This window comes from Plantactinospora sp. KLBMP9567, from assembly GCF_033446045.1.
GTDB lineage: Bacteria > Actinomycetota > Actinomycetes > Mycobacteriales > Micromonosporaceae > Plantactinospora.
Window position 1 is genome coordinate 1 of sequence record NZ_JAWQRR010000028.1, and the last position, 16,067, is coordinate 16,067.

General features: G+C 69.2%; 20 protein-coding genes and 1 pseudogene. 13 read left to right on the forward strand and 8 right to left on the reverse strand.

What is annotated here, in order from left to right:
- Positions 1-58: 58 nt before the first annotated feature.
- Positions 59-460, forward strand: a complete 402-nt coding sequence (locus R6Y94_RS23110; RefSeq protein WP_318397996.1) for a hypothetical protein — start codon at positions 59-61, stop codon at positions 458-460.
- 252 nt (positions 461-712) lie between these two features.
- Here R6Y94_RS23110 and R6Y94_RS23115 read toward each other — a convergent pair whose 3' ends face one another.
- Positions 713-1,279, reverse strand: coding sequence for a helix-turn-helix domain-containing protein (locus R6Y94_RS23115; RefSeq protein WP_318397997.1), 567 nt, complete (start codon positions 1,277-1,279; stop codon positions 713-715).
- 102 nt (positions 1,280-1,381) lie between these two features.
- On the opposite strand from R6Y94_RS23115, the gene R6Y94_RS23120 reads away from it, so the two are divergent.
- Positions 1,382-2,458, forward strand: coding sequence for a hypothetical protein (locus tag R6Y94_RS23120; protein WP_318397998.1), 1,077 nt, complete (start codon positions 1,382-1,384; stop codon positions 2,456-2,458).
- 451 nt (positions 2,459-2,909) lie between these two features.
- On the opposite strand, the gene R6Y94_RS23125 is transcribed toward R6Y94_RS23120, so the two are convergent.
- Positions 2,910-3,674 (reverse strand): SDR family oxidoreductase, encoded by a 765-nt coding sequence (locus tag R6Y94_RS23125; RefSeq protein ID WP_318397999.1) that lies wholly within the window; start codon positions 3,672-3,674, stop codon positions 2,910-2,912.
- A 57-nt stretch (positions 3,675-3,731) separates the two neighbouring features.
- Here R6Y94_RS23125 and R6Y94_RS23130 point away from each other — a divergent pair, with 57 nt between their 5' ends.
- The 3 genes from R6Y94_RS23130 to R6Y94_RS23140 all read left to right on the forward strand — a co-directional run bounded on the left by R6Y94_RS23130 (position 3,732) and on the right by R6Y94_RS23140 (position 5,366).
- Positions 3,732-4,325, forward strand: coding sequence for a helix-turn-helix domain-containing protein (locus R6Y94_RS23130; RefSeq protein WP_318398013.1), 594 nt, complete (start codon positions 3,732-3,734; stop codon positions 4,323-4,325).
- Between the two features lie 249 nt (positions 4,326-4,574).
- Positions 4,575-5,030 (forward strand): NUDIX domain-containing protein, encoded by a 456-nt coding sequence (locus tag R6Y94_RS23135; protein ID WP_318398000.1) that lies wholly within the window; start codon positions 4,575-4,577, stop codon positions 5,028-5,030.
- A 111-nt stretch (positions 5,031-5,141) separates the two neighbouring features.
- Complete coding sequence (locus R6Y94_RS23140; protein ID WP_412102848.1) at positions 5,142-5,366, forward strand: hypothetical protein; 225 nt, start codon at positions 5,142-5,144, stop codon at positions 5,364-5,366.
- A gap of 245 nt (positions 5,367-5,611) precedes the next feature.
- Here the strand turns inward: R6Y94_RS23140 and R6Y94_RS23145 are convergent, their stop codons facing one another.
- Both R6Y94_RS23145 and R6Y94_RS23150 read right to left on the reverse strand, forming a co-directional pair.
- Positions 5,612-6,805, reverse strand: coding sequence for a serine hydrolase domain-containing protein (locus R6Y94_RS23145; protein WP_318398001.1), 1,194 nt, complete (start codon positions 6,803-6,805; stop codon positions 5,612-5,614).
- Complete coding sequence (locus R6Y94_RS23150; RefSeq protein WP_318398002.1) at positions 6,802-7,383, reverse strand: TetR/AcrR family transcriptional regulator; 582 nt, start codon at positions 7,381-7,383, stop codon at positions 6,802-6,804. The genes R6Y94_RS23145 and R6Y94_RS23150 overlap by 4 nt, the downstream gene beginning before the upstream one ends.
- A gap of 188 nt (positions 7,384-7,571) precedes the next feature.
- Here R6Y94_RS23150 and R6Y94_RS23155 point away from each other — a divergent pair, with 188 nt between their 5' ends.
- Complete coding sequence (locus R6Y94_RS23155; protein WP_318398003.1) at positions 7,572-7,853, forward strand: hypothetical protein; 282 nt, start codon at positions 7,572-7,574, stop codon at positions 7,851-7,853.
- A complete protein-coding gene (locus R6Y94_RS45245) occupies positions 7,748-8,023 on the forward strand; it encodes a low temperature requirement protein A (protein ID WP_412102849.1) in 276 nt (91 codons plus the stop codon). Before R6Y94_RS23155 ends, R6Y94_RS45245 begins: the two co-directional genes overlap by 106 nt.
- A gap of 43 nt (positions 8,024-8,066) precedes the next feature.
- Here R6Y94_RS45245 and R6Y94_RS23160 read toward each other — a convergent pair whose 3' ends face one another.
- Positions 8,067-8,246 carry a hypothetical protein gene (locus tag R6Y94_RS23160; RefSeq protein ID WP_318398004.1) on the reverse strand — a complete coding sequence of 60 codons (180 nt, stop codon included), beginning with the start codon at positions 8,244-8,246 and terminating at the stop codon, positions 8,067-8,069.
- Between the two features lie 566 nt (positions 8,247-8,812).
- Here R6Y94_RS23160 and R6Y94_RS23165 point away from each other — a divergent pair.
- Entirely contained in the window at positions 8,813-9,637 is an 825-nt protein-coding gene (locus R6Y94_RS23165; protein WP_318398005.1) for an ion transporter, read from the forward strand.
- Between the two features lie 102 nt (positions 9,638-9,739).
- Here R6Y94_RS23165 and R6Y94_RS23170 read toward each other — a convergent pair whose 3' ends face one another.
- Positions 9,740-10,180, reverse strand: coding sequence for a TrkA family potassium uptake protein (locus R6Y94_RS23170; RefSeq protein ID WP_318398006.1), 441 nt, complete (start codon positions 10,178-10,180; stop codon positions 9,740-9,742).
- A 1,171-nt stretch (positions 10,181-11,351) separates the two neighbouring features.
- Here R6Y94_RS23170 and R6Y94_RS45250 point away from each other — a divergent pair.
- The 4 genes and pseudogenes from R6Y94_RS45250 to R6Y94_RS23190 all read left to right on the forward strand — a co-directional run.
- Positions 11,352-11,555 carry a hypothetical protein gene (locus R6Y94_RS45250; RefSeq protein WP_412102850.1) on the forward strand — a complete coding sequence of 68 codons (204 nt, stop codon included), beginning with the start codon at positions 11,352-11,354 and terminating at the stop codon, positions 11,553-11,555.
- Complete coding sequence (locus R6Y94_RS23180) at positions 11,480-11,770, forward strand: tyrosine-type recombinase/integrase (protein ID WP_318398008.1); 291 nt, start codon at positions 11,480-11,482, stop codon at positions 11,768-11,770. The genes R6Y94_RS45250 and R6Y94_RS23180 overlap by 76 nt, the downstream gene beginning before the upstream one ends.
- 82 nt (positions 11,771-11,852) lie before the next feature.
- Positions 11,853-12,080, forward strand: a complete 228-nt coding sequence (locus R6Y94_RS23185; protein ID WP_318398009.1) for a hypothetical protein — start codon at positions 11,853-11,855, stop codon at positions 12,078-12,080.
- Positions 12,081-12,101: 21 nt separating this feature from the next.
- Positions 12,102-12,494 (forward strand): annotated as a pseudogene (locus tag R6Y94_RS23190) (tyrosine-type recombinase/integrase); the annotation flags it as partial.
- On the opposite strand, the gene R6Y94_RS23195 reads toward R6Y94_RS23190, so the two are convergent.
- Positions 12,484-13,899 (reverse strand): aldehyde dehydrogenase family protein, encoded by a 1,416-nt coding sequence (locus R6Y94_RS23195; protein ID WP_318398010.1) that lies wholly within the window; start codon positions 13,897-13,899, stop codon positions 12,484-12,486. The pseudogene R6Y94_RS23190 and the gene R6Y94_RS23195 overlap by 11 nt on opposite strands.
- A 117-nt stretch (positions 13,900-14,016) precedes the next feature.
- Here R6Y94_RS23195 and R6Y94_RS23200 point away from each other — a divergent pair, with 117 nt between their 5' ends.
- Positions 14,017-14,544: a MarR family winged helix-turn-helix transcriptional regulator gene (locus R6Y94_RS23200; protein ID WP_318398011.1), complete on the forward strand. Its 528-nt coding sequence runs from the start codon at positions 14,017-14,019 to the stop codon at positions 14,542-14,544.
- Positions 14,545-14,551: 7 nt separating this feature from the next.
- Here R6Y94_RS23200 and R6Y94_RS23205 read toward each other — a convergent pair whose 3' ends face one another.
- Complete coding sequence (locus R6Y94_RS23205) at positions 14,552-15,922, reverse strand: MFS transporter (protein ID WP_318398012.1); 1,371 nt, start codon at positions 15,920-15,922, stop codon at positions 14,552-14,554.
- Positions 15,923-16,067: the final 145 nt, after the last annotated feature.

Below are 16,067 nucleotides of genomic sequence, written 5' to 3' on the forward strand. Positions count from 1 at the left end.
GGCAGATCCGGATGCCGGCTCGGTTCATTGACTGACCACCGATGGGAGGATCGGCGGTGTGATTGAACTGCCTGGGGGATCCTGGTGGGACTGGGACGTACTGCACTTCGACGGCTCCCAGCTTCGGTTGGCCGCGGGACACGACCTGACCTACCACCACGGTCTCGAGGTGGTCTTCACCGACGTCGCATACCTGGCCTGCCCGACCCAGTTCTGGGATCCTCGGTTCCGGGAACCCAACCTTGCAGAGCGCGCACTGGTGCGTCGGCATATCGGTGAAGAATCACCAGTGGTCGTTGCCTTCGACGTCGATGCACCGGCCGGGGGCGATCTTCTTTCCTGTCTCGTCGCAGCCGGGTCGGTTGAGGTGGTGCACGGCCCGGTCTACCGCTACTGGCGTGACAATCTCGCTGCTGGAGAACGACTGGCTCCGCACGTGCGCCCGCCGGAGCCATCCTGAGGTCCGCACCTTGCCGGCGCCGCGGCTACTACCGACAGCGACGTCCAGCGCGGCGTAGAGCGCGCACGCTCGGCGGCAGTGGTGCGCGCGTGATCATGGTCGCGCTTCGTGTCGGGGTGGCTGCCGCTGTTCAGGGCACCACGGAAGTCCGACGAGGGTCGGTGGGGTCGATGTCTGACGGTCTCGAAGCATTGTTCGAGGGCCTCGAGATTACGTGCACAGTCTGGGCCGTGGGGATCACCCGAGAGCGCACTACGCATCAAGGATTGCCCGCAAGGTGGCGAGGGCGGTCTCGATGATGTCGTAGAGCTTGCGGTCGTCGTCGGTCTCGAGCCATGCGGTGACCGACACGTACATCAGGGTCGCCGATGTCTCGGCGAGCAAGGCGGCCCGGGTCGGATCGAGGCCGCGGGCCTGGAAACCGTTCCGCATCGCAGCGGCCAGCGCGGCCCGCTTCTGCAGCTCACGCTCACGCAGGCCGGCGTCGGCCGCGACGATGGCGCGCCACTGCCGGATGGTGTCCTTACGGCCCTCGAACCGAGCCTCGGCGACGGCACGCAGACCCTCCAGGATGATGGCCAGCGGGCTGGTGTCGGCAGGCGCCTCGGCGACGAGCTGCTCGGCGTATGCGGGCAGTTCGGCCTCGTCGGCGAAGAGCACCTCGCGCTTGTCGGCGAAATGCCGGAAAAACGTGCGCGTCGTCAGGCCGGCCCGCGCGGTGATCGCCGGCACGGTGGTCGCGGCGAAGCCCTGCTCGGCGAAGAGCTCAAGGGCCGCCCGCTGCAGCCGCTCGCGCGCGTCGGGTTGCCATCGCGCCATCCCGGAATTGTACCCACGATGACATGGCGTGTCATTGGCGATATAGTCATGACACGGCGTGTCGTCACCGGGATGCTCGCCGCACCAGGGCGGAGCTGTGCCATGACAGACGTGTGGATTCTCGGCGGGACCGGCCGCAGCGCCCGGGCGATCGCCGCCGAACTACAGCACCGGGGCATCCGGCCGGTACTGGTCGGTCGAGACGCCGGACGGCTCGCGGCTGCGGCGAACGGCGTGCCGACGGTGGTGGCCGGATCCGTCGACGAGACGGCGGACGCGATCCGGCGGGACCGGCCGGCCGTGGTCGTGAACACGATCGGGCCGTTCACCGACACCGCCACGCCGCTGCTGGACGCGTGCCTGCCGTCCAGTGACTATCTCGACCTGGCCAACGACCTCGCCGCGGTATCGGCGACCCTCGGCCGCGGTGACGCGTTCGCGGCCGCCGGGCGCACCGCTGTCACCGGTGCCGGGTTCGGCGTGACCGCCACGGAGAGCATCGTGGTGAAGCTGTGCGACGGACGGCCGATCCCGCGGCGGGTCCGAGTCGACATGGTGCCGTCGCTGACCGTCGAGGCCGGCGTCGTCGGCGACGCGCTCGCGGGCACCCTCGTGGAGGGCCTGCCAGGGGTCGAGGGCGGCTTGAGGTTCCAGGGCCGGCGGTACCGCGATGGCCGACTCGTGCCCGACAAACTCGCCGGCGACCGGATCCGGCTCGTCCTGCCAGACGGTTCGACCGTCACCACGGCGAGCATGCCGCTCGGCGAGCTGATGGCCGCCCAGCGGGCCAGCGGCGCCGCGGACGTGGTCTCCGCGTCCAGCGAGGCCCCGGCATCGCCGGTCGTACGCGCGATCCTGCCGGCGGCGACCGCGCTGCTGAACATCGGGCCGGTCCGCGCCTTCGCGCGCCGGTGGCTGGCCGCGGTGCGGTTCAAGGCGGCACCGAAGCCTCGCGAGCACTCGTGGGGGCACGCCGTCATCGAGTGGGCGGACGGCAGCACGCGCGAGGGCTGGCTGCGCGTCGGCGAGGCCCAGGCCTGGACGGGCGCGGTGCCGGCCGAGGTGGTCCGCCGGCTGCTCGACGGACAGGGCAAGCCGGGCGCGTACACCCCGGCCGCGCTTTTCGGCCCTACCCTGGCCGAGTCCTGCGGCGGCGAGTACCAGATCCTCGGCGCATAACCGCCGTCAGTCGCCGCCCGCACCAAGGCCGGGGCGGCCCGGGTGTCCACTGGGAAAACCGGCTCACGGCCGGGTCACCGGCACCACCTGGGCCACGCCGATCTTCGCACGTTGACGAGCTTGCCCATCGGCAGTTCAGAAACCAGCTGGCCGCGCGAATGCGGGTCACGTCGAACTGGTCGCCTGACGGCGATCAGGTGCGCTGTATTCGGCAGTTCCGGACATCGACCGCACGGGGAGCCGGTCACGACGCGTGACGGCTCCGGCTGGGGTACCGCGCGCGATCGGCGGCATGAGCGTCCTGCCGCGATGGCCTGACCTTGTGGTGGAGAGTTCGGAGAGCGTCGGCCGTTGGTCCGGCTTCTGGAAGCGGGTGATCGACAGGCTGAGCTCATATGTCGCTGGGTCGGTGCGCCGGGCGCCCGCCGCGAGATGGCGGGCGCCCGGGTGGTCAGGCGCGCGGGCCGAGGAACAGGCCGCCACTCGCGTCGATCACCTGTCCGGTGACCCAGCCCGCGGCGTCGGAGGCTAGGAACGCGACCACGTCGGCGACGTCGCCGGGCCCGCCCAGCCGATTGAGCGCCGTCATTCCGGTGATCAGCTCGGCCAGGCCCGGTGTCTCGAAGACCGGCCCGTTGGTCGCCGTCCGGGTGGCGCCGGGCGCGACCGCGTTCACCGTGATGCCCCGGGCGCCGACCTGGTTGGCCAAGGTCAGGGTCATCGTCTCGACCGCGCCCTTGGTCATGGCGAACGACGTTTGGGTGGCGTTGGCCATCCGGGTCGCCACGGACGAGATCGTGATGATCCGGCCGCCGTCGCGGAGTAGGGGCAACGCCCGCTCGATGATGAAGTACGGCGCTCGTACGTTGACCGCGAACAGATGGTCGAAGGCTGCCCGCGTCGTGCCGCCGAGCGGCCCCGCGGGTGGCGCCGCCGCGTTGTTGACGAGGATGTCGAGCGGTCGCCCGGCCAGGCCGGCCTCGACCCCCGCGAACAGGGTCTCGATATCCCCGTCCACGCCCAGTTCCGCGCCGACAGCGTACGCCGTTCCACCGTCCTGCACGATCTCGTCGACCGTCGCCGCCGCGCCCTCCTTGTCCGTGCCGAAGTGCGCGATGACCATCGCTCCCCGCGCTGCCAGCCGGATCGCGATCGCCCGCCCTATGCCACGGGACGCGCCGGTCACCAGGGCAGCCTTGCCGATCAGATCACTCATAATGTTAGTTACTCCCTAAGTGTTAGCGACTACCAGTGCGGTAGTGTCTATCACGTGATGGGACGGCACTCAACACTGCGGGAGCAACGGCGGGCCGAGACGCAGCGCATGATCCAGGCGCATGCAGTCCGGTTGTTCGTCGAGCGCGGGTACGACCGCACGACCGTGAACGACGTCGCCGAGGTTGCGGGCGTGTCTCCGATGACGGTGTACCGGCATTTCCCGACGAAGGAGGACCTCGTGCTGGTCGATCAGAACGGCCCGCTGGTCGCTGAGCGGATCGCCGCCACGCCCGCCGGGAAGCCCCTGGTGCGCCGCATCGGCAGCGCGCTCGTCGACTCGGCGCGGACGCTGACCGCCGGGGACGACCGGTTCCTGCTGGCCCGCCTGCGGCTGATGATCTCGACGCCCGCCTTGCGCGCCAGGCACCTGGACAACCACTACGTGCTTCAACAGGCCATCGTGGACGGTCTGGGGGACGAGGCCGCCGATCCGGACGCGGCCTTCCAAGCCGAGGCCGCGGCCAGCGCGTGCCTCGCCGCCATGCACACGGCGCTGGTGCGGTGGGCGAAGGACGACGGGCGCACCGATCTGCCCGACTTGATCGCGAAGGCGCTAGCGGCGACCTTCGGCGACGAGATAACCCGGTAGGGGTAGCCGGAGAGACTCCTGATCAACCGCAGCGCGATGCAACCACAACTGCACGCCGACACATCAAAGGGATCGGACAAGAGGCGATCGATGCTGACGTCGGCGACGCACTCATCTCGGCACGTCCGGACGCCTCGCCCAGCGGCATCTGGCTACGCGCTGTGACGCACGGTCGGCGGCAGAGCCGGATGTCTACGTGTGCCCTTTGGCTGAAGTGAGCTTGTCCTATCCCTGTGCTCTAATCCCGTCATGCATGTCGTCGTCTGCGGCGCACTCGTGGAGAACGGCGCGGTCCTGCTGGTACACCGCAGCCCGACCCGCCGGGCATACCCGGATCTCTGGGATCTGCCCGGGGGGCACGTCGAAGCGGGTGAGTCGGAACTACAGGCCCTCGCGCGTGAGATGCACGAGGAGCTAGGGGTTCACATTGTGGCGGAGTCCTCGTCACGGTTGGGCGACCTGCATGCCGGCAGTGCCGGGGACGCCGTCCACGTGGGCGTCTGGCAAATCAGAGACTGGGTCGGCTCTCCCACCAACCGTGCACCCGAGGAGCATGACGACATCGCATGGGTCGGGATCAGCGAGCTGGGCGGCCTTCCCCTCGTGTTTGACGCCCTGCCGGCATTGCTTCGTCCCCTGCCCGAGCCTGACCGGCTGCCTCGTCGCGACGAAGCACGGACAACCGCATCGCCGAGCGGCCCGTAGATCCATCTCTGCTCGGCACTTCCGTCCGGTTGAATCCCCTGCATCCGGTCATCGGCAAAGCCGCGAGCGGCCGGTTATGTCCCGGAAGCCATGTACGCGGCCAGAGTGTAGTTGCTGCCCGTGCTCGGGCTGCCCATCGACCCCGGCGGCACCCTGAACCTCATGATCGTCGTGGTCCTGCTCTGGATCACCGTCCGGATACCCACGCAGATGGCCCGCTGGGCGGGTCAGAGCGGGCGCGGCACGACCATCGGCGCGGTCGCCCGCGTCGTCGTGGTGCAGCAGCTCGTCCGCACCATCCCCGGCCTGAACACCCTTGGAAGGACCATCAAATGACCAGACCCGAACACGACCATCCGCCGACCAGCGCGCGGATGCAGACGGACGCTTCATACTGCCTCTCCTGTGAATAGTGTTGGGGTTCGTGGGCTCTGTCGTGTTCGCGTGGACTTCTGACTGACGAGCGAGCGGAGTCGGCGGTACCTGCTCCGATGGCTGGATCGGCATCTCCGCAGGTGCTGGTTGACGTCGGAGCGGGTGCCGCCAATTGCGGTGTTCGTGCCGTGACCGCTCGGAGTTGTCTAGCTGAGTGGGTTCTGCTGTGCGCAGTGGTAGTACGCCGTCCGGAGAGCGGACTCGCGTTCGCTGCCGAACATGTCGGAGCCCATGCGGTTCATGACGTAGGCGTATGCGGTGCCGGTGGCCGGGTCGGCGAACCCGCATGTGCCGCCCGCGCCCCAGAAGCCGTAGGCGCGGGCGTCTGTGCCGAAGCCGAAGGCGCCGCCGGGTTTCATCATGCCGAGGCTGAACCGGATGTCGGTCTTGAGGACCAGGTCGCGGTTGCCCCGGATCGGGTCGTGGCCGGGTGTCTGCAGCGCGGTGCGGGCCGGCTCGGTCACCGTCAGCACGGTCGGTTGCAGGAACTCGGCGTATAGGCGGGCGATGGCGCGGGCGGTGCCGATGCCGTTGCCGGAACCGATTTCCAGGCGGCGGATGGCAGGCTGGTTGAGGCTGTGGTGGTTGAGCAGGAACGCCGGGTTGCCCATCGCCCGCAACGCCAGTGAGCACGGGTTGAGGAAGGACAGTACGAGTGCGGGCGGCATCCGCAGCGGCATGAGCGCCTTGCTGAACGACTTCACTCCGGCGATCTGGTCGCTGTCGATGGTGTCGGGCAGGCCGAGGAAGAACCGGGCGGCGAGCGGCCCGGTCAGTTCCTCGGCCAGGTATCGGCCGAGGGTGCGGCCGGCGGGGTCGGTGCGGCGGATCAGTTCGCTCTGGTACCAGCCGAGGTTCCAGCAGTGGTAGCCGTGGTGCTCGCCCGGCCGCCAGGCGGGCCGTTGCGCGGCCAGGATGACGGCCAGCGCGTCGGGATCGGCGATGGTCGGCTCGTCGAGCCGGGTGTCGATGGCGCACAGGCCCGCCTGGTGTGCCAGCAGTTGACGCACGGTGATGTCGTCCTTGCCGTGCTGGGCGAATTCCGGCCAGTGCTGGGCTACCAGGTCGTCGTAGTCGAACAGGCCAGCGCTGACAGCGTGGGCGACGGCGAGCGCGGAGATGCCTTTGGTGGTCGAGAAGACCGGCACCATCGTCTGCTCGGTCCACGGCTCGCGGCGGCCGGGATCGCGGTGGCCGCCCCACAGGTCGACGACCTTTATCCCGTGGCGGTAGATGGCGCACGCAGCGCCGATCTCACCCCGGTGGGTCAGGTTGCGGGCGAACGCGTCGGCGACCGGCTCGAATCCGGGCGCGACGCCGCCGTGGACCTGGGCGGTCATCGGGCACCTCGCGCGATCACGGCGGCCAACTGTAGGCCGAACTGTTCGCCGGTGCCGCCGTAGACGACGACATGGGCCAGCATGGATCCTCCTATCATTTCGGCGACGAACTCGGCGCTGACGTCCTCGCGGAGTTCGCCGCGGGCGGCGGCCCGGCTGATCACGGTCGTCAGCGAGGCCAGACGCGGTCGGACCAGCCGGTGCTGGAACTGATCCAGCAGTCCGGGGTCGGCCAGGCAGTCGGCCAGCAGCCCACGCAGCAGTGCGATGGTCGCCGCGTCGGTGTACATGCGCTGCTGTGCCCGTACCACCGCCGCCAGGTCCCCGGCCAGTGTGCCGGTGTCGGGCAGCATGGACTCTGCCTCCGTGCCGCCGCCGAACACGGCGTCGAAGACCAGCAGCGGCTTACGCGGCCAGCGCCGGTACAGCGTCTGCTTACCCACGCCGGCAGCTGCCGCCACCGTCTCCATCCCTAACGCGGCGTAGCCGTCGCGGGACAGCGCCTCCCGCGTCACCCGCAGGATCCGCTCGTCAAGAGCGGGCTGCCGAGGTCGGCCGCGAGGCTTGGACGTGGTCACCCGACCAATATACAAGACGCACGTCTCGTAATATTATTGGCTACTCCCGGAGCCTGCGGGTGCCGGAAATCTCGTCCGTCCTGCTCACCGACCGTTTGATCACGAGGGTGAGGTCGCGGGCGCATTGACGAGCGCAGTCCCGGACGCGGCGGTGATCGACACTTCGTTCTGCGCGAGGATGGCTGGCTGTGCTGATGCGGCTGGCCACTTTCTGGCACGTCAACCGGGACCAGTCGGGGTTGCGCCGCCGAACGGTACGTCTCGCCCTGCCAGTACTCGCTGCCACCGCACTCCTTGTGGTGGCCGCCGTCGTGCCACGTCAACTCTCCGACGTCGTGGACCCGTTCGTGGTCCAGGCCGTGCTGTGGGTGCTCGCCGTCGCCGTCGAGTACACCGCAGGCGTCGTCTCGCCAGGAGAGGCTGGAGAATCGTCTCCGCGGCGCACTGGACCGAGCGGTACGAATCGGTAGGTATCGCCGCTGTCGGCGAACTGATCATCTCCGTTGGTGCCGGCACCAACCCACTCAGTCGGCCGATTACCTGGCCCGTCGCCGGAGCCGCGATCCTCGCCATCATCGTGACTGCCGCCCTTGGTGGGCGTACTTCGACATCATCGCCCTCGCCGCTCAGCAGGTCCTGAACCACGCGCAGTCGGCCGCCCGTGTCGTACTGGCCCAGGACGCCTACATATTCTTCATCTGCCGATGATCATCGGCAGTCTGATGCTCGCTCTCGGTTCCGAGGAATTGCTCCAGCAGGTCGAGGACCGCCACGTCCCGCTGGATGAACCGCTGCGGTCCCCCGGCGCTTACCTGCTGTTCGGCGGGGTGCTCCTCTTCCCGCTCGCACACCCCGCCTTTCAACTACGTATCCTCGGCACGCTCGGATCCGCCTGGGAACCATCGCCGCGCTCGCCGCGCCGACCCCGGTCGCCACCGCCGCGCCGACCCCGGTCGCCACCGCCGCGCCGGCCCTGGCCGCGCTGTCCATCCTTACCGCTGTCTGTCTGGGACTCGTCCTGGCCGAACTTGTCATATTCGCCAATTCACGCCGGTCGTGCGGGAGGCGGTGCTGGAGGAACACCTGGCCCACGAGACCCGCGAAACACAATGGCGAAGACGACACCGGTAACGGTGACGAGGCGACCATCCGACGGGAGCCGTCGTCGCCGACAATAAGCCTTTGGTCGGGCCTGACCGAAACGGCAGAGCCTGGACCGCGCCGCGGTCCACCGGCCGCCGAGCGAGAGCCGGATGCGCCCCTGCTGGCTCGGCTGAGTCGGCGTCCCCGGCCAACCATCCGACCACGCACAGCTGGCCGTTTCGTGCCGGATCGTCGAAGCCCGCCGCGCCGTGCTGCGCTGGTCGAAGCCGGTCGGACAGCCGTGCCGCCCGGCCCTCCGATCCGCCGATCGGGCATGCTGGCCGTCATGACCACTGCTTCCGACATCAGCCTGGACCGGTGGGAACGACGGACGGCCGGGGCCCTGACCGCCCTCGCCGTGGTGTTCATCGCGGCGTACGCGGTCCCGATCCTCCGACCCGGTCTCTCCTCGGCCTGGGTCATTGGGTGCGAGATCACCAACCTGGTCATCTGGGGTCTCTTCGGCGTCGACTACCTGGTCCGCCTGGTGCTCAGCACCGACCGTTGGCGGTTTCTCCGGTCCCACATGTTCGATCTGGCCGTCCTGGTGTTGCCCGTGCTGCGTCCGCTGCGGATGCTGCGCCTGGTGACGGCGCTACTGGTCCTCAACCGCCGTGCCGAGGCATGGACCCGCGGCCGACTGGCCGTATACATCGGCGCCACCACCGTGCTGCTCGTCTTCGTCGGAGCACTGGCGATCCTCGACGTCGAGCGGGGCAGACCGGAGAGCAACATCCAGAGCTACCCGGAGGCGCTCTGGTGGGGCGTCGTCACGATCACGACGGTCGGTTACGGGGACTTCTATCCGACCACCGTCGAGGGGCGGCTGGTCGCGCTGGGCCTGATGATCGGCGGTATCGGGTTGATCGGTTTCGTCACCGGGTCACTGGCGACCTGGATCGTCGATCGGATCTCCACCACCGAGCGTTCGGCCGAGGCGACCAAGAGCGACGTGGAGCGGTTGCTGACCGAGCTTCGGGACCTGCGGGCCGAGGTGACGACGCTGCGCCGGATCGCCGACGAGAGCCAGGGCACCGGCCGCTCCCCAGAGCCGGAGTCGGAGTCCAGCGCCGAGGTCCCCCAGCAGGCCACGGCACCGGGGACCCCGTGACACCGGGGCACCCGGTCCGCATGGTTGAGTTCGGGGCGGAGCTGGTAGTTGTCGCTGGGGCCGACCAGATGGTAGGCAGCCGGCCAGCGTGGGAGGGGGCCGTTAGCTGAGGTTGGCGAAGCGTTCGACGTCTCTGGTCTTGCCGGCGACGATGAGGACGTCTCCGGCGTAGACGGTGGTGTTGGGGGTGGCGTACCTGAAGTCCTCGCCCGGACGTTTGATCGACACGACCGTGACGGCGTACCGGGCACGCAGTGCGGAGTTGGCGAGGGCTCGGTCGATGGCCGGCTGCGGGGCGAGGGTCTTGACGAGAGCGTAGTCGTCCTCGAACTCGATGAAGTTCAGGATCCCGCCGGTCCCCAGGTGCGCGACGCGTTCACCCATTTCGTGCTCGGGTAGCACCACGTGGTGCACGCCGACGCGTTGCAGGATCCTGCCGTGTTGCCGGCTGACCGCCTTGGCCCAGATGTTCGGCACGCCGAAGTCGGACAGCAGGGCGGCGGTCACGGTGCTGGCTTCGCGTTCGGTGCCGATGCCGACCAAAGCGGCCTAGATGGTTGGGTCCGAAGTTTGGGTAGGTGGTTGAGGTGGCCGTGCCGGCACGGCGAAGGGTGTCGTTGTCTGCTCGTGTGCGTAGCCCTAGGTAACCGCGTGCAGCACCTTGGTGCCTACACCGGATTTGGTCGTAAACTCCGGACCGCCGCAGCCGCGCGTGGCTCGTACATTCCACCAAATGGCAACGACAGCCACCGATCTTCGCCGTCGACGGGGAGGCCAGTCAGCGATCAACAGCCGAGCCGAACAGGGCGCGCTGCGCGGCACTGTGGAACTGGTGAAGACTCCGTACGTGGTGAAGGTGCTCGACTCGTTGCATCACGGACGGCAACCGGAGCCGGCCACATCGGCCCCCGGCGATCAGGAGGCACTCGGGCGGGAGGGGTTTGATCGGTCATGTGGGTGCGGTCCTGCTGATCGGTGCGTGGACCGGTCCGGCTTGACAGCGGCGTTGAACAGGGTGCTCACGATCGCCGGACACCATCACCAGAAAATCGGTCCGCTTATACCGAAGCCCGGGTTATGCCGACATCGCCTGAGGATGCCCTGTCCAGCGGGCTGTTGGTTGGCGTCTGAATCGGCATAGCCTGGCGGGGTTGCTGGGTGGTCTGCCTGTCTGGAGTGGTCGATGTTGCTCCGGACGAGAGACGTTCATGAAGGCAGTAGATGACGCCCGCGGCAGGGCGTATGACGACGACGCCACGGCGACCCTGCTGGCAGAGTTCCGTACCTGGCTGGACCGGGAACGAAGCCTGTCGCCGGTGTCGGTGCGCTGCTATGGCGCGCAGACGAAAACGTTCCTGGTTGGCGTCGGCGGCGCGGATGCGGCCGGCGGCCTGGACGCGGGCAAGGTCGTTGCGTTCATGGTGGACCACGCCCGGGACCGCAACACGTGGTCGGCGAAGGCGATGATGACGTCGCTGCGGACGTTCCTGCGGTTCGCGTATGCGACCGGGCGGACGGCGGTGCCGCTGGCGGGTGTGGTCCCGGCGGTCGCGTCGTGGCGGCTGTCGGCTCTTCCACGTGGCCTTTCCGCGTCCGAGATTGAGCGGCTGTTGGCGAGCTGCGAACGTCAGACTGCGGTTGGCTTGCGCGATTTGCGGTCCTGTCGTTGCTGGCCCGGCTCGGGCTGCGGGGTGCCGAGGCTGCTGGTCTGCAGTTGGGCGACATCGACTGGCGGGCCGGCGAGGTCGCGGTCAGGGGTAAAGGCAGCCGGGTCGAGCGACTCCCGCTGCCGGCAGCGGCCGGGCAGGCGCTGGCCGGCTGGCTGACCGATGGGCGTCCGCGGTGCGAGTCGCGGGCGGTGTTCGTGACCGTGCGGCGGCCGTATCGGCAGCTGACTCCGGACGCGTCCGCCAGGTGATGGCTCGGGCCTGCGGCCGGGCCGGTCTCACCAGGCGGGGCGCGCACCGGCCGCGACACACGCTGGCGACGGAGATGCTGCGCGCTGGGGCGTCGTTGCCCGAGGTCGGCCAGGTGCTGCGGCACCGCAGCCAGTTGTCCACCGCGATCTATGCCAAGGTTGACCAGGAGGCGTTGCATCCGCTCGCGCGTCGGTGGCCTGGAGCCGGCCGGTGAGCGCGCTGCGGGTCAGGGCCGAGCAGTACCTGGTCATGCGCCGTGCGCTCGGGTTCAAGCTGGAACGCAAGGTCCTCATTTGATGAACTTCGTCCGTTTCTGCGAGCAGCACGGCGCTGAGCACGTGACCGCTGACCTGGCGGTCGCGTGGGCGACCCAGACCGGCCGGGGCAGCCGTGAGGAGGTCTATCTGGCTCGGCGGCTCGACACCGTGCGGATCTTCGCCCGCCACGTGCAGGCACTGGACCCGGCCACCGAGATCCCGCCCGAGGACGTCCTGTCACGTCGCTACCGGCGGATCCCTCCGTAATCTCATGCACCGGACGAGGTCGCTGCGCTGATGAGCGCGGCGGATGGTCTGCGACCAGGCATCCGGGCGGCGACCTGGCGGACGCTCATCGGCCTGCTCGCGGTGACCGGCATGCGTTCGGGCGAGGCCTGCCACCTCGGCCGCGACGACGTCGACCTGCAAGCTGGCACGCTCGAGATCGCCAACTCCAAGTTCGGCAAATCTCGGCTGGTGTTCCTGCACCCGAGCACGATCATCGAACTGCGCGCCTATGCGCGGATCCGCGACAAGGAGATGCCCCAGCCACGGGCGAGCACGTTCCTGGTCAACAGCCGCGTTCGCTCCGCTGGCCAGCAACCACGTCGAGGGGCCCCTCGGACGTCATGGTCCGCGAGTGGCCGTCATCGGTGTCCCCTCCCCCTGTTCAGGCGGTAACGACGCGCGGCTCGAGGAAGCCCTCCAGTCCGTATGCGCCATGCTCGCGGCCGATGCCCGACTGCTTGACGCCGCCGAAGGGCGCGTCGGGGTCGCCAAAGGCCCGGTTGATCAGGACGGTGCCCGCCTCGATCTGCCCGGCGACCCGGCGGGCCCGCTCGGTGTCGGTCGAGAAGACGTAGGCCTGCAGCCCGTACGGCGTGTCGTTGGCGATCTCGATCGCCTCCTGCTCGTCGCTGTAGGGGATGACGACCAGCACGGGCCCGAAGATCTCCTCGCGGGCGATGCGCATCTGGTTGGTCACACCGGTGAAGACGGTCGGCTTGACGTACCAGCCGGTCCGCAGGTCGTCGGGCCTGCCCTCGCCGCCGGTCAGCAGTTTCGCGCCTTCCTCCTGGCCGAGCCGGATGTAGCTGTGCACCCGCTCGAACTGCTTCTGGTTGACCAGTGGCCCGATGGCGGTGGACGGGTCGTCCGGGTCGCCGACCTTCAGCTCGGCGACGTTGGCCTTGATCGCTTCGAGGACCTCGTCGATCCTGCTCTCCGGCGCGAGGATGCGGGTTCCGGCGAAGCATGCCTGGCCGTTGTTCATGAACCCAGCGGTGAGCGCGGTGGCGACGGAGGCAGGGATGTCGGCGTCGTCGAGCAGGATACTCGGGCTCTTGCCACCGAGTTCCAGTGTCAGCCGCTTCATCGTCGCGGCGGCGTTGCGCATGATCTGCTGCCCGACCGCGGTGGAGCCGGTGAAGCCGACCTTAGCGATGTCCGGGTGGGTGGTCAGCACCTCGCCGACGACGTCGCCACGGCCGGTGACGACGTTGATCACGCCGGGCGGGACCTCGGCGGCGTCGAAGCACTCGGTCATGACCTGGGTCTGAATGGCGCTGAGCTCGCTGGGCTTGACGACGATGGTGCAGCCGGCCGCGATCGCGCTGGCGACCTTCTGAGCCACGAAGACGATGCTGTAGTTCCAGGGAGTGATCGCCGCGGCGACGCCGACCGGCGCGAGCGTGACAGTGGTCCCCCCGTCCGACCGGGTGAATTCATAGCTTTCGACGACCTCGGCGGCCTCGTCGAATACGGCGGCCGCTTTGGGCATGCCGGCCTCGACGAGGGTACGCGTGGCGCCGTACTCCTCGATCATGGCGTTGCTGAGGTCGTCGAGGCGTGCGGTGAACGCGGCGCTCAGGCGGCGCAGGATGGCCAGCCGCTCCTGCCGGGTAGCGTGCGAGAAGGTGGTGAGGGCGCGTTTGGCCGCGGCGACCGCGGCATGGGCATCGGTCTCGTCGGCCAGCCGCACCTGCCCAATGAGCTGTTCGGTCGCCGGGTTGTAGAGGGGCGCGAGCTCGGCCCCGTGGGGTGTCACGAACTTCCCGTCGATGTAGACCTTGTCGATCGTCCGCACGGTGGTACTCCTTTCGGTTGCCATGAATTTCGGTTGGCCAGCATTAAGTATGCCTGACAAATAGTTTGAGTGCCAACCTATGTTGTGACCAACATACCGTCTGGTAGGCTGGAGGCCATGGCGGCTGCTAGAGATGCTTCGGCGCAGACCGGTGACCGCAAGCGAGGGGTGAACTTGGGGTGGTCGCTGGGGATGGTGCTGCGCCGCTGGCAGGAGTCCGTCGAGGAGGCACTCAACGACCTGCCGCACGGCAGCCGCGGCTACCACATCCTGGCCGTGGTTGTGCACGAGGACGTTCCGACGCAAGGCGCGCTGGCCACCCGGCTGGTGATCGACCGCAGCGTGCTGACGTACGTGATCGACGACTTGGAGGCGGCCGGTCTGATCGCCCGGCAGCTCGACCCCCGGGACCGCCGCGCCCGCCGCATTGTGGCCACCGACCGCGGCCGCCAGGTGCTGGCCGAGGCCGAGGAGCGGGTCGCCCACGCCGAGGACCACGTGCTCGGCGCGCTGCCGGCGGAGCAGCGTGCTGCCTTCCGCGCCGCGGCCGAACGCGCCGCCGAGGCGATCGTCAGCATGGCGCCGGGCACCGACCCGTGCCTCGCCGTGAAGAGCGTGATCGACGAGTCGGCCCCGGCGGCCTGACCGTTCCCTACCTCGGCTGCTGGCTGCGCGCTGCCGACTGTGCACCGCCCAGCTGCGGCAGCAGCGTGGCGACCGCGAGCGCGGCTATACCAGCGATGCCCAGGACCGCGAAGCCGTACGTGTAACCCACCTCCGCAGGCGGTCCGGCAGCGGGAGTGTGCGCGCTGACGATCGCCGTCATCAACGCCACGCCGAGCGACCCGCCGATGGTGCGCACGTTGGCGGTGACCCCGTTGGCCACGCCCGTCTGGTCGGGGCGGACCGCGGCCACGATGACGTTCGACATCGTGGAGAACCCGATCCCGAGCGACACCCCCAGCAGCGCGAGCGCGACCGGCACCAGCCAGCGGCTGTCGTGTCCGAAGGCGAGCAGAGTTATCGCGGCGGCGTTCAGCGCCGACGCGGCGACGAGCAACAGTCGGGCGCCGAAGTGGCGGGCGAGCGGTGCCGAGGCGAGCCCGGCCAAGAACATGGTCACTGTCATCGGCAGCAGCATGAGGCCGGCCTGGGTGACGCTGGCCCCGAAGCCGTACCCGGCCTCGGGCGGCGTCTGCACAAAGACCGGAAGGAAGGTCATGACAGCGAACAGGCCGATGCCGAACAGCAGCGAGACGAGATTGGTGGTCCACACGGCGCGCAGGCGCATCATCCGCATATCCACCAGCGGCCGGTCGGAGCGCTTCTCGACCGTGAACCAGCCGATCGCGAGCAGCACCGCCGCCGCAAGCGGCGTGATCACTGCGGGGGAGGCCCAGCCCCAGCGAGTGGCCTGGCTGAGCGGGACCAACAGCGCGACCAGCCAGCCAGCCAGCAGTGCGGTGGCCAGCCAGCTGATGGGCCTGGGGTTGCGCGACGGCGAGGGCGGCACGACGGCGCGCGCCGTCGCGGCGGCGGCCACGGTCAGCACCGCCGGGATCCAGAACAACGACCGCAGGCCGAAAGCCTCGGCCAGCGGTCCAGCCAGGACAACGCCCACGCCGCCGCCGACCGCCGCGAGGGCGGCCGCGACGCCGATAAGGTTGGGAGCCTTCTCCTTCGGGATCTCGTCGCGGATGATGCCGAAGGTCAGCGGCAATACGCCGCCGCCGACGCCCTGCACCACGCGCCCGGCGAGCATGAGTCCGATGCCGGGCGCCAGCGCCGAAAGCATCGAGCCCGCGGCCAGCGCGGCGAGGGAGGCGACGAGCAGGCGGTCCTTGCCATAGCGGTCGCCGAGCCGGCCGACCACCGGCGTGCAGACCGACGCCGACAGCAGGAACGCGGTCATGATCCAGGTGACCAGCGTCGGTGTGGTGTCCAGCTCTTCCTGCAGTGCCGGCAGCACCGGATTGATCAGCGACTGGAGTAGCGCGAACGAGAAGACGGCAAGCAGGACCACCGCCAGGATGACGCGCGGGTTCGGGATACGGGGGGCAAGGTGTGACGGCATGGTGCGGCCAATCGGGGTGAGCGGTGGAACCCGGCGGGGGGGCGCCGGCACCCCCCCGCCCCCCCCGGGGGGGTCCCCCCCCCCCCCCCCGCCC